The 16377-nt window shown below is 37.8% G+C and carries 12 protein-coding genes and 1 tRNA gene; 1 reads left to right on the top strand and 12 read right to left on the bottom strand.

Features of this window, described 5'->3' with window-relative positions; all coding sequences use genetic code 11:
- Positions 1 to 205: 205 nt before the first annotated feature.
- The 9 genes from H5089_RS10795 to H5089_RS10835 all read right to left on the bottom strand — a co-directional run bounded on the left by H5089_RS10795 (position 206) and on the right by H5089_RS10835 (position 11282).
- A complete protein-coding gene (locus H5089_RS10795) occupies positions 206 to 1168 on the bottom strand; it encodes a class 1 fructose-bisphosphatase (protein WP_182712204.1) in 963 nt (320 codons plus the stop codon).
- Positions 1165 to 2247: a class II fructose-bisphosphate aldolase gene (gene fbaA, locus H5089_RS10800; protein WP_039489411.1), complete on the bottom strand. Its 1083-nt coding sequence runs from the start codon at positions 2245 to 2247 to the stop codon at positions 1165 to 1167. The genes H5089_RS10795 and fbaA overlap by 4 nt, the downstream gene beginning before the upstream one ends.
- A 14-nt stretch (positions 2248 to 2261) precedes the next feature.
- Positions 2262 to 2879 (bottom strand): bifunctional 4-hydroxy-2-oxoglutarate aldolase/2-dehydro-3-deoxy-phosphogluconate aldolase, encoded by a 618-nt coding sequence (eda, locus tag H5089_RS10805; protein ID WP_058154918.1) that lies wholly within the window; start codon positions 2877 to 2879, stop codon positions 2262 to 2264.
- 229 nt (positions 2880 to 3108) lie between these two features.
- Positions 3109 to 4041: a sugar kinase gene (locus H5089_RS10810; RefSeq protein ID WP_182712205.1), complete on the bottom strand. Its 933-nt coding sequence runs from the start codon at positions 4039 to 4041 to the stop codon at positions 3109 to 3111.
- Positions 4042 to 4115: 74 nt separating this feature from the next.
- A complete protein-coding gene (locus H5089_RS10815) occupies positions 4116 to 5423 on the bottom strand; it encodes an MFS transporter (protein WP_002962964.1) in 1308 nt (435 codons plus the stop codon).
- A gap of 2 nt (positions 5424 to 5425) precedes the next feature.
- Entirely contained in the window at positions 5426 to 5770 is a 345-nt protein-coding gene (locus H5089_RS10820) for a cupin domain-containing protein (RefSeq protein WP_002962963.1), read from the bottom strand.
- Between the two features lie 5 nt (positions 5771 to 5775).
- The gene (locus H5089_RS10825; RefSeq protein ID WP_182712206.1) at positions 5776 to 7992 is read right to left on the bottom strand and encodes a heparinase II/III family protein; all 2217 of its coding nucleotides are present in this window, start codon (positions 7990 to 7992) and stop codon (positions 5776 to 5778) included.
- 5 nt (positions 7993 to 7997) lie between these two features.
- Positions 7998 to 10256 carry a polysaccharide lyase 6 family protein gene (locus tag H5089_RS10830; protein ID WP_182712207.1) on the bottom strand — a complete coding sequence of 753 codons (2259 nt, stop codon included), beginning with the start codon at positions 10254 to 10256 and terminating at the stop codon, positions 7998 to 8000.
- Positions 10257 to 10403: 147 nt separating this feature from the next.
- Positions 10404 to 11282, bottom strand: coding sequence for an NAD(P)-dependent oxidoreductase (locus H5089_RS10835; RefSeq protein ID WP_002962960.1), 879 nt, complete (start codon positions 11280 to 11282; stop codon positions 10404 to 10406).
- 625 nt (positions 11283 to 11907) lie between these two features.
- Here H5089_RS10835 and gloA point away from each other — a divergent pair.
- Positions 11908 to 12309: a lactoylglutathione lyase gene (gene gloA, locus H5089_RS10840; protein WP_024594782.1), complete on the top strand. Its 402-nt coding sequence runs from the start codon at positions 11908 to 11910 to the stop codon at positions 12307 to 12309.
- A 284-nt stretch (positions 12310 to 12593) separates the two neighbouring features.
- Here gloA and H5089_RS10845 read toward each other — a convergent pair whose 3' ends face one another.
- From H5089_RS10845 to H5089_RS10855, 3 genes are all read right to left on the bottom strand, one after another.
- On the bottom strand, positions 12594 to 12860 hold the full coding sequence (locus tag H5089_RS10845; RefSeq protein WP_024605380.1) for a DksA/TraR family C4-type zinc finger protein: 267 nt from the start codon (positions 12858 to 12860) through the stop codon (positions 12594 to 12596).
- 247 nt (positions 12861 to 13107) lie between these two features.
- Positions 13108 to 15975 carry a pitrilysin family protein gene (locus H5089_RS10850; protein ID WP_182712208.1) on the bottom strand — a complete coding sequence of 956 codons (2868 nt, stop codon included), beginning with the start codon at positions 15973 to 15975 and terminating at the stop codon, positions 13108 to 13110.
- A gap of 283 nt (positions 15976 to 16258) precedes the next feature.
- Positions 16259 to 16334, bottom strand: a tRNA-Glu gene (locus tag H5089_RS10855).
- Between the last annotated feature and the right edge of the window lie 43 nt (positions 16335 to 16377).

A 16377-nucleotide genomic window follows, 5' to 3' on the forward strand; every position in this document is an offset into this window, starting at 1 on the left:
AACGTTGAAGATACATAGCCTTATAGTAAAAACTTAGTTTTATATAGGGTTTAGAAGGTAATATTATTAAATATATGTGAAGTATTCTTATTTGAAGACAATAAGAAAAGAAGTGAGTTTGTATAAAGAGGATGATTTACAAAGAGAATTAAAATTAAGGGTAAAACAAGGGGCAATTTTCTTACCCCTTTTTTTGAGTGCTGTTTTATAACATGGCGTTATTATAAAACTCTACAGGCTCATTTGAACCCAAAGCAACAGGCACACGCTGGTGCAAGCTAGTTGGCGCAATATCTAAAATTCGCGTTCCTCTAGAGGTTGCTTTACCACCTGCGTTTTCAACTAAAAGTGCTAACGGGTTTGCTTCATAAAGCAGTCTTATTTTTCCGTTATCATTACCACTGCGTTTATCTTGTGGATACAAAAATAACCCGCCTCGGCATAAAATACGATGAACGTCGCCTACCATCGCTGCATTCCAACGCATTGAGCTTTTTTCAAAGCTTTCACAGGTGTATAGCAATTTATCAAAATACACTTGTGTTGGTTCGTCCCAGTAACGGTAGTTAGCCATATTAACGGCAAATTCACGGCTTTGTTCTGGCACACTTAACTGCTTGTTTGTCAGTAAGTAACCGCCATGTGTTGAGTCTAACGTATAACAACGCGTAGGACCGCCAGTACTCATTACAACTAATGATGAAGGGCCGTATAACACATAGCCTGCACACACTTGATTTACACCGGGCTGACTAAATTGCTCGTCGCTGTCAAAAGGAACATCATCACGGGCTAAGTAAATAGTAAATATAGTGCCTATTTGCCCATTAACATCAATATTAGAAGAGCCATCTAACGGGTCAAAAGCAACAATAAACTTACCTTCAGGGTGGCCACCTACCGCATGATCTTCTTCCTCTGATGCAACAGATCGTACACTGCTATCATCAAGTAGGATGTCTTTAAGTAGTTGGTTTGCGATTACATCAAGCTTTTTTTGAACTTCACCTTGAACGTTTTCATTCAAAGTTGAGCCTAAAACACCGGCTAATTCACCTTGGCTTACTCGAAAAGCAATTTCTTTACTGGTCGCTAAAATTGTGCGAATAAGTAAAATAAGATCTGTATCTACACCGTCTTCTTTCAATACTGTATTTAATCTTTTCATGCGCTATACCTGTTTACACAATTTAGATCGTCAAAGCATTGCTCTAGCCTTGCAACCATACTTTGCTCTGAATGACGCAACCATACACGAGGGTCATAGTATTTCTTGTTTGGCTTATCATCTCCGTCAGGGTTACCAATTTGCCCTTGTAGGTATGCTTGCTTGTCTTTGTAGTAATCTAAAATACCTGTCCAACACGCCCACTGCGTATCGGTATCAATATTCATCTTCACTACGCCATACGTTAAAGACTCTGCAATTTTACTGTACTCAGAACCACTACCACCATGAAATACAAAGTTAATTGAGTTGCTTGGTAGATTAAATTTTTCTGATACGTAAGCTTGTGAATCTTTTAAAATAGTTGGCGTAAGAACAACGTTACCCGGTTTATATACACCATGAACATTGCCAAAAGAGGCTGCAATTATAAAGTTAGGGCTAATACGACTTAAGCGTTCGTAAGCAAATGCAACATCTTCAGGCTGAGTATATAAAGCAGAACTATCTAGGTGTGAGTTATCAACACCGTCTTCTTCGCCACCCGTGCAACCAAGCTCAATTTCAAGCGTCATACCTATTTTTGCCATACGCGTTAAGTAACGTTCACAAATTTCGATATTTTCTTCTAAAGGCTCTTCTGACAGATCAATCATATGTGAGCTAAACAATGGTTTGCCAGTCAGTTCAAAGTGTCTTTCACCTTCATCAAGCAAACCATCAATCCAAGGTAGTAGCTTTTTAGCTGCGTGATCAGTGTGAAGCATCACTGCTACTTCATAATGTGCTGCCACTGAATGTACATATCTTGCAGCACTTACCGCCCCAAGCACAGCTGATTGTTGCTCTGGTAAAGATAAGCTTTTACCACAAAAAAATTGTGCTCCACCATTAGAAAGCTGAATAATAACGGGCGAGTTTTTCTTTTTAGCAGCTTCTAGCGTCGCATTAATAGATGTTGTGCTAACAACATTTACCGCTGGCAACGCATATTGATTAGTACGTGCATGCTCGTACACAGCACTTACTTCGTCGCCAACGATTACGCCTGGTAGTATTGTTGGGGCTAAATAATTCATTTATGAAATCCTTTCTATTTTAAAGCCTGGATACAAGAATCAGTAATTGCTTGCCAATTTTCTTGTTCAACCCATTCTTTTTTCGCTATCCAAGTACCGCCAACGGCGAATACATTATTTAAAGAAAGATAGTCCATTTTGTTACTTTCGCTAACGCCACCTGTAGGACAAAAGCTGACTGCTCTAAATACTGACGACACAGCTGACACAAAAGGAGCGCCACCGGCAAGCGATGCTGGGAATAATTTTTGCTCTTCAAAGCCATATTCAAGCGCCATTAAAATATCACCGGTGTTTGATACACCAGGAAGTACCGGCACATTACATTTAGCAAGTGCTTCAAGTAACGTAGGAGACACCGCTGGGGTTACAATAAAATCAGAACCCGCTTCAAGTGCTTGCTCCAAAATATCAGTATTGATGACTGTTCCCGCACCTACTTTTAGCTCAGGCACCTGTGCTTTAATAGCTTTTAATGCCTCTATTGATGCCTCTGTTCTTAGCACTACTTCAACTAAAGTAAGCCCAGCATTGGCCATAGCTTTCGCTATTTGAACACCTTGCTCTGGAGTATCTGCTTGAATTATAGGTAGCAGTGTTTGTCCTGCCATAAGTTCAGAAAAGCGAGTCATAACGTTGTTCCTTTATAAAAAGTAATGCGGCCGAGGTATGGCGGCCTTTAATGTTTAATTATTTTGTTATACCAATTGCATTAAATTAATGAGCTATTATAGCGACAAGAAAATAGCTCAATAACAAGGCTAAAATTATGATACATAGTTGCTCTATATAAATAATTTTTATCGTAGTTAGTGAATTATTTAATACGCTAAGGTCATCATGTTTTTAATAAAATTGGTATCAGATCCCAGCTTCAGCCATTGCTAGCTGAAATATATCTTTTGGAGCAATAGCACCTGGTTGCTGTATAACAGTCCCTGCCGCTTTTGCAGCAAGTTGTACAGCACTTGAAATTGATTTGTCAGATAAACGTGCACCTAAGTAAACACCGTTAAAGGCATCGCCTGCGGATGTCGTATCTACAACATTTGTTACCGGTATTATGGTGTGGCTTTGAAGCGTATCGCCCTCTTTTGTCACTACCGATTCAGGGCCATTTTTAACAACAATTTCTTCAATTTGGTAAGGCTTTAAATATTCAACTACTGCTTCTACGCTATGAACGTCATAAAGTGTTGTTAAATCTTCAACGCCTGGTAGGGTAATATCTGCAAACGTAAAGGCTAAATGATACTGCTCTTTTGTTTCCTCTACACTATTCCACAAACGTGCTCTGTAATTAGGATCAAAAACGATTTTAACCCCAGCATCTTTAAGCTCCTTTACCACTTTCCAAAAGTCTTCACGTGCACTTTCTTCAATTATTGCTAATGAAATCCCTGAAAAGAAAAACATATCACCTTGGCTAAGCTGCTCGAGTGCATCAGCATCTAAAAAATCAACAACCTTTTTAGCTGCAGAATCATTGCGCCAATAAATAAAGCTACGCTCACCATGCTCATCAGTTTCTATGTAGTACATACCAGGTACTTTGGTGTCGTGAGCAAATACAAGTTGCGTATTTATTTGTTCACTTTCAAAGCGTTCTAGCATTTTTTTACTTAAATTATCTTGACCTAAAGCCGTAACAACCGAAGTAGTAACCTGCGGGAAGCAACGTTTTAAATACACTGCAGAATTATAAACATCGCCTGCAAATGATTGGTGCAGTGTTGCCGCGCTCATAGCTCTAAGCTCGACCATGCATTCACCGATAAAGTAAATATTTTTCATCTTGGAAGTTACCCTATGTAGTTAACTGCTATGCACTTATACAAAATATGTTGGCATAGCAGTTATTATCTAGATTATTGAGGCTTTTTAAGAGGTTCTATTTTTGGAATTAAAATCCAAACAGCTGCCATTGCTATGATGGCTAAAGAAGCACCAATTACAAATGCTGGTGTGTAGTTACCATCAGCAGTAAGAAAAGGTACTAACGATGTAAGACCTACAGCACCAAGTTTTGCCGCCATACCAGAAAAACCTGATAATGTACCCACTGCTTTTTTACCTAACAAATCACTTGGTAGTGTTTGCACGTTACCAATTGCAGTTTGAAAACCAAATAAGATAACAGCCATAATTAGTACTGCTGTTGTTGGTCCGCCTGGATTTGCCATTGCAAGTAGCGCTGGTAACATAATTAAACAACCCAGCGTAATAGTAAGCTTACGTGTTTTATCTGTATTCCAACCTGCTTTGAGTCGATTTTGAGCCAATAAGCCACCAAACCAAGCACCAAACATAGCGCCAACATAAGGTACCCAACCGTATATACCAATAGATTTAACATCCATGCCGTATACTTCGTTTAGGTAAATAGGGATCCAAAATACAAATAACCACCAAATTGGGTCAATTGCGGCAGAGGCAATGATTACACCCCAGCTTTGCTTACGAGAAAGTAACTCAGCAGTTGTAGGGTTATATTCCTCTTCGTCTTCACCAGTTACATCACCGTTGTCATCAACACGTCTTTGACCCGTTAAGATATATTCACGTTCTTCGGCAGTCAGCCAAGGATGTGAGCTAGGCGGTGCTTTAACTAAAATTAACCATGGAACTAACCAAAGGAAACCTAATGCACCAACAAAAACAAACACCATTTGCCAGCTAAAGTAGATAGTTAAATAAGCAATTAAAGGAATAGCAATAATGCCACCAATTGCGGCGCCAGAGTTAAAAATACCCTGTGCTAAAGCACGTTCTTTAGTAGGGAACCATTCTGCGTTACCTTTAGCTGCACCAGGCCAGTTACCGGCTTCTGCTACACCTAAGATTGCGCGAAAAATACTAAGACTAAGTACACCTTGTGCAAATGCATGCGCAACGGTTGCAATAGACCAAACACCTATTGATAGTACAAAACCGAAGCGTGTGCCCACCCAGTCAAATATTTTACCAAAGATTGCCTGACCAAATGCATAAGCAAATACAAACACAATAGAAATATTAGCGTATATTTGTTTGCGTTCTAGCGCTGATTCATCAGGAAATAAATCTTCAACAATGTCCGGCCAAAGCACACTAAGTGCTTGGCGGTCGATATAGTTAATAATGGTAGCTAGCGCTATTAGCGCTATAACCCACCAACGTAAGCCTTTAAGTTGCATAATTAATCCTCAAGAAAGTCTTCACGCGCTGGGCTAAAAGTATCAATCAGGATTCCGCCTGTTGGGCAGGTAGCTCCATGATCAGCAAATGGTGGGATTAAGCAGCTATCACCCGGTTTTAAGATTTTAGTTACGCCATCAATGTTAAAGTGAAACTCACCTTCAACAACATACGTTACTTGAGAATGTCTGTGAGCATGGTTATAACCAATAGCCCCTTTCTCAAACCAAATTTTAACAGCCATTAGCTCTTCGTTATAACCTAGCATTTGACGTTTTAGACCATTTCCTAAGTCTTCTATTTCGGTCTCGTTACCAAATGAAAAGTTTGCGCTTTGCTTTTGCATCCTATTTACTCCTGATTATTGTTCATCATATAAACGCCTAATCGGCCATTTAAAGTGAACTCTTTATTTTGATAATTGAATGTGTTTTTAGCTGATGTTTGTGCTTTATTAATTGCCACTAAATATGAGTTGCCTTTAATATCAAGTTCAACAAGTGTTAAATCGCCCTGCTGACTATATTCAAGCTTTGTAACTCGACTAACAGCTTCTAGGGTATATTCTTTACTTGGGTTGTACTCACCATGTGGCTCTAATACAGATATAAACTTATGTTGCTTTTGACCCTCAACACGACGAATAAAACCATTTTCGTTGCGTAAATTAAAGTGAGGGTCATTTGCGCCTATTTGAGTAAACAAGAAAGACTCATCACCTTTAACCAAGCTTGTTTGCGTATAAAAACGACCATTTTCGTTTAGCCACGTTACTTTAGCTAAACCACTTTGAGGTTGCGCTTGAGCTTTAAGCCATAAATGTTGGTAGCCATTTTTAGTACCTAGCGCAGACAACTGCGTTGCATTTGCTTTTAACTCAAAGCTGGTATCGATAAGCTGACCTTTATAATGCAAAGGCAAGTCAAGTTGATGCGCTTTATTTGCAGCAACATCAAATATATCAAGTGCAACTGTGCTTTGTAGTTCAGGTAAGTTAATAAGTGCAAGCGTACGCTCAAGATCAACGCCTTTATAAGCTGTGCTTATTTCGCCGCTTGAAACCGAGCCGTATTTATTTGTTTCGAAAAAGTTAAGTGTAGGGTAATTACTATTTCCTACTTCAACATTTGCATTAAAATGCGTTGTTTCGTCAACCACTACCGTATTGTGCGCAACAGTGTGTTTAGCGTAAGTTTCGTTTTCAGGTAAATAACGACCGCCGTATTTAGCTTCTACATTTAAAAAACGTGCTGCGCCATAATCAGATACAATTTCATTTCCGTGGTCGTAAAACTGCCATGTTAATTTATCAAAATGACCATGGCCCAAACCTTGTGCAGCAGGTTTAAACAGCAGTGCTTGATCGCCACCTACCTGCGTTCTCATTACAACTAGAGCACCTTGTTTACCGTCATTACCATCACCGAAGGCAACGGATTTAAACGAATAAGGTTTTGCCATGTTGTTATCAAGTGCTTGAGCTACTTTTAGCCCATCACCAGAGAGAATTATTTGGTCTTGTTGCTTAGCAATATCTAAATAACCTGCATCGTTGGTTAAACCATACGCTGCCGTTACCCCATTCACTAACTCAATGGTATCGATGCCTTTACTTTTTATTGCATCGTTAATTGGGAAGAACAAACCGTTGTAGCTAAGTTGAATCGTCGTATCAATCGCTTTTAATAATATGCCATCGCGATATTCAAAGATTTTTCGTTGTGGTTCGTTGTTTTCAATCGCTTTAGCAAACGTTACAAATGGTAATAGTGCAAAGCGTTGATAGTAAGGACCTTCGTTATAGTAACCTTGTGGTGAAAACAGCATCTCTAGCTGCTTAATAAAGCCACCCTTACCCGACTTTTCTAAATCGTATAATGATTTTTCTACCCACTCAGGTTCGCCTAATACATACCCTGCCATGCCAACACCCGCTGTTGCCCATGTTCCATGGTTATGTACTTTATTAAATGTAGACGGTTGGCCTACAGATGTGAACAACGAAACAGGACGGAGTAAGTCATTCTCGATTGTTTTAATATTATCGGCATTTAACGAGTCATGAATTAGATCATAAGCTTGTATTGTGTACACAAGCCACATTGCTTCATTTAGGCTTTGCCAAAAAAACTTACCTGGATTTTGCGAGTCCATTTTACGTTTTGGATGCAGACCAAGCGTTGGGTATAATTTTGCATACTCAAGCAACATATCACGTACATAGTTTGCGTATTTATCATCTTGGCTTAATTGATAAATAATGCCCGCGTTGTACATAAGTTGATAATTTTTCTTATGGCGCTCATGTGTATAACCACCACCGCCATCTTTTGGAACTGGTACAGTGATAGGCTGTGCAATTTGTTCATCTACTTGCGCTTTTAGCGATTCAAACGCAGTAGCAAACTTTGTGCTACCGTTGCTACTAATTGCTTGGCGCATTTGCTTAACATCATCAGTAGTAATCACTAAGTTTGGGTGCGCTGCATGCGCCCCCAATGATGTAAGTAATGTAATTGCAGCTACAGCAGCTATTTTAAAACGTGTTTGGCATTTTAATAAGTACATAGTATTTACCCTGCCTTATTTAAAACGTTGTTATTTTTTAATACTGCCGTGTGCGGGCCTTTAACTCTTAACTCTTTAACACTTGGTGCTTTAGTTGCATCAAATGTATTTCCTGAGATTTCAGTTGTAGGCTCGCCTACTGTGTGCTCTACAATAATAGGAGCAGATTTAACAAATTTATTATCTTTAATATTAGTAACCTGAACACCGTGAACATAAATGCTCGCTTGCTCTTTGTTACGCTTACCAAGGCCAACGTTATTAAGCGTGTTATTTGTCATTTCAAAATGAGGGCCAAATGTACTTTCATCAGTGCCACCACGGTAAAGCTTAACTATGCCGCCTTTTACATCATTAAATGTATTATCATTTACAATAACGTATTCCGCGTTATAAACACCTAAGTCTTCAATTTCAGTATTTAGACGTAAAATGTCACCTGTTACTGTATTAAAGGTATTACCTGTAACAATAATTTCGTCAGCCATTGCACCTTTACCAGTGATAAAGAAATGGAATGAATGATTAATATCTAAAGCATTTAACTCTGAGTTGGTCATTACAAAGCGGTAATTATCAACCATACCCCATTTTTGCGTACGAACAATGCTGTTACCTATTGCATCTGGCGCGTTTTCACCTGAAATTGATAAACCATCTAGTTTTAAGCTGCCGCCATCATGTATTTCAAACAAGGTAGAGCGTTGAAAAGTAAGTTTAGACTTTGTGTTCTGCTTTGCTTTAATTGTCAACGTTTTATCAATTTTAACCAGTTTAGACACATCATACTGGCCAGGCGCTAGTTCTAGAACATCGCCCGACTCTGCATTATCAATAGCATCTAGTAATGCACTTACATCAGCTTTAACAGAATGTGTCTTACCAGAATCAAAATCAACTAAAGCAGGTACTTTTGCATACCAACTAACACCGGTATCTTCTTTTTTAAGTACTTTTAAATCGCGCTTTGCACCTACATTTAAACTTTTAGAGGTTGGGTAAAGTAGACCATTACTTGCTTTTTCAAGCGTGATTTTTTCTTTTTTTACACCGTACGTTAGCTCAGAAAGCACTTTTGTATCTGCAATGTTGTTACTTAATACTAACCCACTTACATCGTCGAATGTTGTAAATGGCTGTTCACCATCTTGGTTTATGATTAAGTTGTTTTTCATTACGCTATTTTTTGGGGCTGCGCTACGCTCAGCATCGCTACCTGCAGCAAGTTGAATATGACGCACATTTATAAATGTGTTGTTTTCAATCGTCGCATTTTCTACTTGGTGATAACGATTAATAGATGAATTTGGTACGCCGTTCATTACAGTAAAACCACTGCCAAAACGATAGCCTGTTAGGCCTTGTAGGTAGTTATTTCTTACAATTTGATCTTTATTGATAACGCGGATACCACCTGTGTGATCAACACCATTACCAATGAAGATATTTTCTTCTATAAGATTGCCGTTACCATGGCGCAGCGTTAATGTACCGCGCGCTTCATAAAATACGTTATTACGAAGGATGTTTTTACCTGACTTAACCGAAACAATTTCTACTTCACCATTGGTACGTTCAAAGTAATTATTTTCAACCAATGTATGCGAATCAGTTAGTGAGTAATGGCTTGTGCCAATACGCAGGGTTTCACCACCGTTAGAACCAAAAGTTGGACGGTAGCCAAAATAGTTGTTATCTATACGATGATAGTTTTCCTGGCTTGCTTTAGTGTTTAAACGAACAGCAACTGTCACACCTTTATTTCGTTTGCCAACTAAATGACTATGATCAAAGCGGTTATGTTGTCCATATAAGGCAACCCAATAATCAGACTCTCGCTTGTCTGGATTACTGTAATTATCGATTACTGTTTGAGTAACTCGTGAATTGTAGGCTAATTCATTTTTATTTTTACGAAATTCTATTACAGCTGAGCTCGGTGTGTAGCCGTCTTTAAATACTAAACCAGAAGCTTCAAGGTATTTACCTGCAAGTCTTAGATTAGATTGACCTGATAGAATTACTTTTCCGTTAGTTTCAGCGGTTAATATAATAGGAGAGTTTTTTGTACCTTGGCCTTCAAGTAAAATTTCGAAGTCAGACCAAGTACCATTTTTAAGTACTACTTTGTCGCCAGCAACTAGATTAGCTGCGATATCATTAAAAGCTTGTTTATTTTCTATAAAATAATCTTTGGCCGCTACTTGTGTGGATATGCAACCGATGAGAACTAGACTAAGCTTTATTGTATTAATCAAACGCATAGTTAACTCTTTTTCGTTGTGACTGAAAGTAGTGCTTCATCAGAATTAAAAAAAGCTGACATTGCACAAAGACTTTAGTCAATTGGTGTCATGTGTGTTAAAGCGCTTTAAGTTAAAGCTCAAAGCGCTCAATAAGGTCGAGAAGTATTACTTTTCTAACTTTTTGAAGTAATCAAAAATTTCAGGAACGTTACCTTGACCCATACCAGCGTCAAACGCTGCTTGTAGGTTAGCTGATGAACCTTCAGCGATTTTTGATTCAGTACCTAGGTCTTCTACCATTTGTAGGAAGTAGCCTAAATCTTTGTTTGCATTAGCAATCGAGAAACCAAGGTCGCTAACATTATCAACTGCATAGTTTTTACAAAATTGCATAAACGGTGAGTTAGATGGGCCAGTCGACATAATGTCAAAAAGTTGTTGACGGTCTACACCAGCAAGCTCTGCCACTGCAAATGCTTGTGACATAGCACATACTGTCGTCATGCCCATGAAGTTATTGATAAGCTTAGTTGTATGACCTGCACCTAGCTCGCCAAGATGGAAAACGTTTTCACCTTGATCTTCCAGTACTGGTTTAACTTTATTGAATGTATCAATATCGCCTGCAGCCATAATGTTTAATAGACCATCTTTAGCATGTGCTGGTGTACGACCTAGTGGCGCGTCGATCATGCCTGCGCCTTTAGCTGCTAAATCAGCACCAATTTTTTTAGTAGATGATGGGATAGAAGTACCAAAATCAACTAATACTGCACCTTCTTTAATACCCGCTAGGATACCGTCTTCTGCGTAAACAATTTTTTCTACAACGGCAGACGTTGTAAGACAAAACATAACAATATCTGAACCTTCAGCTAGCTCTTTTGCAGTGCTTGCTGTTTTTGCGCCTCTAGCAACACATGCTGCAACCGCATCTTTGCTAAGGTCCATAACAATTAGCTCATAGCCTTTGTTTTGTAAATTTTCGGCCATGTTGCCGCCCATTAAGCCTAAGCCGATGAAACCGATGACTGGTTTTGACATGAATAACTCCTAAATATGTGGCGCATACTTTTATAAGAACAAGTAAAATTTACTCTATAAATACGCTGTGTCTTTTGTTTCAATTTGTAGAGTAACTTTAAGCTTGAGTTATTTATAAATTAACCTGTGCAAAACGTAACTCTGATTAATTACCAATACATTGTACTCACTCAAACCAAGCAACTTACCAATTGGTATGCAAAAACTGTATTACCATACGACTTTTTTGTCAACCAATAAGTTAACCAAGCAAACGCCACATTTTTAAAAATTACACAAAAATTAATTTAATATCCTATTAAAACAAATGGTTATATATCAACAGCACAATTAAGCAAAGGTTAACTTTTGTTGAACAATCAGTAACTTTTTTTATACTAATAGGTTGACCAATAATTGAGTACTGGTTATTTAAACATCCAAAATTTAATAAAATGATTCATTAATTGGTAATTTATAAAGGTCGAACTCAAACTGTTTTAAGCCCACTCTCATATTAAGGTTGTGATTTATATGTAATGCCTACATATATGGCTAATACATATAACCCCCCTAAAACGCGCTTGATAATAGCGCTTAGTTAAAAATACTCTTAACTTTGAATAAATAACTAAAGGAACTAAAAATGCGTTTATTACATACTATGCTTCGTGTAGCGGATTTGGATAAATCAATTGCTTTTTATACTGAAATATTAGGTATGAAAGAATTACGCAGAGCTGATAACAGTGAATACAGATACACTCTTGCCTTTGTTGGATATGGCGACGAAGCAGATAACACAGTATTAGAGCTAACTTATAACTGGGACGAGGATAGCTACGACCTAGGTAATGGATATGGTCATATTGCTATTGAGTTTGATGATATTTACAAAGCATGTGCAGATATTAAAGCTGCTGGTGGCAATGTAAGCCGTGAACCAGGGCCTGTAAAAGGCGGTACTACTGAAATTGCTTTTGTAAAAGACCCAGATGGCTATGCAATTGAGTTAATTCAGAAAAAAGAAGACATGAGTAAATTTTAAATTACTTAACAACTAATTCAAGTTATAACAATTTGCTTAATGCCAATCTGCTTATATATGGGGTCTATTTAACGTTAAAAAAATTACGCTAGAACTAGGCAAAATTTTTGTATCTAGTTGTTCTAAATAAAAAATTTTTATCGACGTAATAGTGCAATTTAATTCGTTAAATTGATCAAAGATTTATGCTGGTTGGTATAACTATGGAGAGGTTTAATTTTATATATAGTTCAAATGGTTATGCAGATTGGTATTAAATAAAAGGTGCTTTGCAGCACCTTTTTTTAACGCAACTGACTATCTTTACTACCACGCCTATTAAACGATTTAGCGCTGGCACCATTGCCTTCTATTTCAGCTTGGCATGCAACACAGTAGCGAACTCCTGGTAGCGCGAGCCTTCGTGCTTGTGGGATTTTTTCATCGCACTCGTCACATAGCTCAGCACTTGCACCAGATATTAAATTGCTTCTTGCATACTGTACGGCGTCGTTAACACTTGCATCAATTTGATCTTGAATTGCACCGTCTCGTGCCCATCCACTTGCCATAAATCCTCCTAATAAAGTTGGATGTTTAAATTTATGCTACCAAATTGAATCTTTATAAGTACTGAATAATAAAGCTAGGAATGGGGTGTTATTTGAAGGCTTCAACTATAAAACTATATTTTATATCTAAAGAAAGACGCTGTAGTTGCTCCCTGTAATCTACTTTCAAAAAGATCAACACTCTAAAATCAGGCAAAAAAAAGCAGCTAAAAAAGCTGCTTTGTAATTCTAATTATTTATTTAAATATTAAAGGCTGTAATCAACAACCTTCATGCCTAATTTTTCAAGCTCAGGGCGAAGTGTTTTAGCATCACCCACTACTAAATAAATCATATCTTTAGTGTTTAAGTGTTTTTTAGCTAAGGCGTTAACTTCTTCTTTGCTAATATTGCTAACAATCTCATTTCTTTCTTTTACAAAGCTAGGTTTTAAATCGAACTCTAATATTTGTGCTAAAAAGCCAAGTTTTGCATTAGGCGTTTCGTATTTAAGCGCATCTTTTTGATTGATAGCTTTACGCATAAACATAAGCTCTTCATTCGTGACACCGTTTTGAGCATAGTTATTAAGCTCATTAGTAAACTCTGTAATAGACGCTGCAGTAGAGTCGGCTCTCACCGCTGCAGAAGCTGTAAAGCCGCCTGATGTTTTATCACCCCAAAAACGAGAGCGAGCACCGTAAGTGTAGCCTTTATCTTCTCGTAAATTTAGATTGATACGGCTGTTAAACGTGCCACCAAATGCAAAGTTCATTAAGTTAGCTTTAAAAAACTCACCAGTAATGTCTTCAACCATATCGCGTTTACCAATACGAATTTCTGATTGAGGGGCATCTGGTTTATCTACAAGATAAATGACATTAGTTTCGACTTTAGGTTCGCTGAAATCAACAGTAACTGGGCTCGATTTACCTTGCCAGTTTGCAAGTGTAGCTTTAACCTTTGGCTCAATTGTTGACTCTTTTAAATCAGAAACAATAATGACTTGCGCGCCTTGTGGTTTAAAGTTTGCGTTATAAAAAGCTTTAACGTCATCTAATGTAATAGCCTCAATACTATTAAGCGTTCCAGTACTTGGAAGTGCAGCTATATTGTCGCCATATAGTAATTTGCTGTATGTATTAGATGCTAAATACCCTGCATCCTTCATTGAATGTTGAATATTTTGAATGATTTGCTTTTTATTACGCTCAAAGTCATCGGCATTAAATGCTGGTTTAAATAATTTCTCTTCAACAAGCTTTAGCGTTGCATCTACATTTTTAGTTAAGCTAGAAACATACACATTTGTATGTGTTTTGTCTGAGTAGATACTTACCTGGCTACCCAGTTTTTCAAGCGCGTTACTCATTTGCTCTGTAGTGTAGTTTTGCGTTGACTCGCTCATTAACGATGCAGTCATTGACGATAAACCCACTTTACTAGCTTGCTCATTATACAAGCCACCCGGAACTTTAATGAAAATAGCGGTGGTTGGCGTTTCTGTACTTTGCGTACCTAATATTTTAATACCGTTTTCGGTCTTAGTTTGCCAAAGAGAAGGAACGTCAACAGCAGGATTTGCGCCGGCTACAGGGTGAATACTTCGATCAAATGTATCAACAGCTCTTCGTGCTACTAAATCATCAGCTGAAGTTGTAGATGGACCTCCAAAATCATGCGCTTTAGGCGTAAAGTTATCTGGGGCAGCTATAAGTTGAGTTTGACCTTCTGGCACAACACTCATAATAACGGCAGATTTACCTTTGATATATTGATTAAAAACACGCATAACATCAGCTTTTGTAACTTTGTTATAACGTGCAATCTCATCTTTAGCTGAGTTTGGGTTACCTGTAAACGTTTCAGATGCGGCTAGTTGAGAGACTTTTCCTGATACGCTTTGCAGACCAAAAATTGCACCTGACTCTATTTTAGCTTTTACTTTATCTAAATCATCTTGTGTAACGCCACGCTCTTCAAATTCAACAAATGAATCACGAATGATTTTTTCCATATCAGCTAACGTTTTCCCTGCTGTAGGATTTGGTAAAGCATAAAGACTAATTGAACACGCTAACTCTTGGCATGGATGATTTGCACTTGCTTGAACAGCAAGTTGAGTTTTAACTAGGTTTTTGTATAGTAGTGAATTATTACCTCCACCTAATATTTCAGCAAGTATATCAAGAGGTGCTTCATCTTCAGAGCGAGCATAAGTCGTTGGGAAACTCATACTTAATAAAGGTAAGTGAACCTTATCTTCCATTGAAATATATCTATCGGCATCTAGTATTACAGCTGTTTTTTCAACTTTAGGTATTTCAGGACCTTTTGGGATTGGTGCAAAATATTTAGTAACTAATGGCAGTATTTCATTAGCGCTGATGTCACCACCAATGGTAAGCGTTGCATTATTTGGCCCGTACCATTTTAAAAAGAATGCTTTTAAATCATTTACATTTACGCGATTTAAATCGTCCATAAAACCAATTACAGGCCATGAATATGGATGGCCGTCTGGATACATCGCTTGAGCAACACGTTCACCTAAACGACCATAAGGGCGATTATCAACACGTTGGCCGCGCTCATTTTTTACTGTTTCGCGTTGTACTTCAAATTTTTCTTGGGTTACAGCATCGAGTAAAAAGCCCATTCGGTCAGCTTCTAGCCACAACATCTTTTCTAATTGATTTACAGGTACTGTTTCAAAATAATTTGTTCTATCAGAGTTAGTTGTACCATTTAAAGTACCGCCTGCTTCAGATATTATTTTAAAATGTTCCTCATCAGCAACATTCTCTGATCCTTGAAACATCATATGCTCAAAAAAGTGAGCAAAGCCTGACTTACCCAACTCTTCGCGAGCAGAACCAACGTGGTATGTTACATCAACGTGTACTAAGGGATCTGAATGATCCTCATGCACAATTACAGTTAAACCGTTATCTAGTTTATATTTTTTATACGGTATGTTGATTTCACCTGCATTAGATTTCACTGATTCAATAAGTGTAACGCCAGGAATTGATGTTTCTGTAACAATATTTTTATCAACAGCTTGAGTTGAGCTATTACATGCAGCCAACCCTGATGCAAGTAAAACAGCAAGTGCAATTTTTGTGAGTTTCATTTTTTAGTCCATATTTAAATTAACTCAATGAGTTTAAAGACTAATTAAAAGTACAACAAGGAATATGGAGCGATTATGGGTTTGGTTTTGTAACAAAGTGTAAATAGATTGATATAAAAATGAAGTATAAAATGAGGGTATTAATTTGTGGTTTTATTCTAATAACACTGCACTTTCCTATCTAAGTAGTAAATGACATATCTAAGAGATTGGTACTCTTGATAACGTCGTGCATAGAGAGTGCGGTGTCACACTACTTTACACAATACTTAAAATAAGTAAGTGGCGTCCCCAAGGGGATTCGAACCCCTGTTACCGCCGTGAAAGGGCGGTGTCCTAGGCCTCTAGACGATGGGGACACATAAATGTGTCACTAGGACAACTGAATTTTTAGACTCGTTT

The sequence above is a fragment of the Pseudoalteromonas sp. SR45-1 genome, assembly GCF_014163655.1.
Classification (GTDB): domain Bacteria; phylum Pseudomonadota; class Gammaproteobacteria; order Enterobacterales; family Alteromonadaceae; genus Pseudoalteromonas; species Pseudoalteromonas distincta.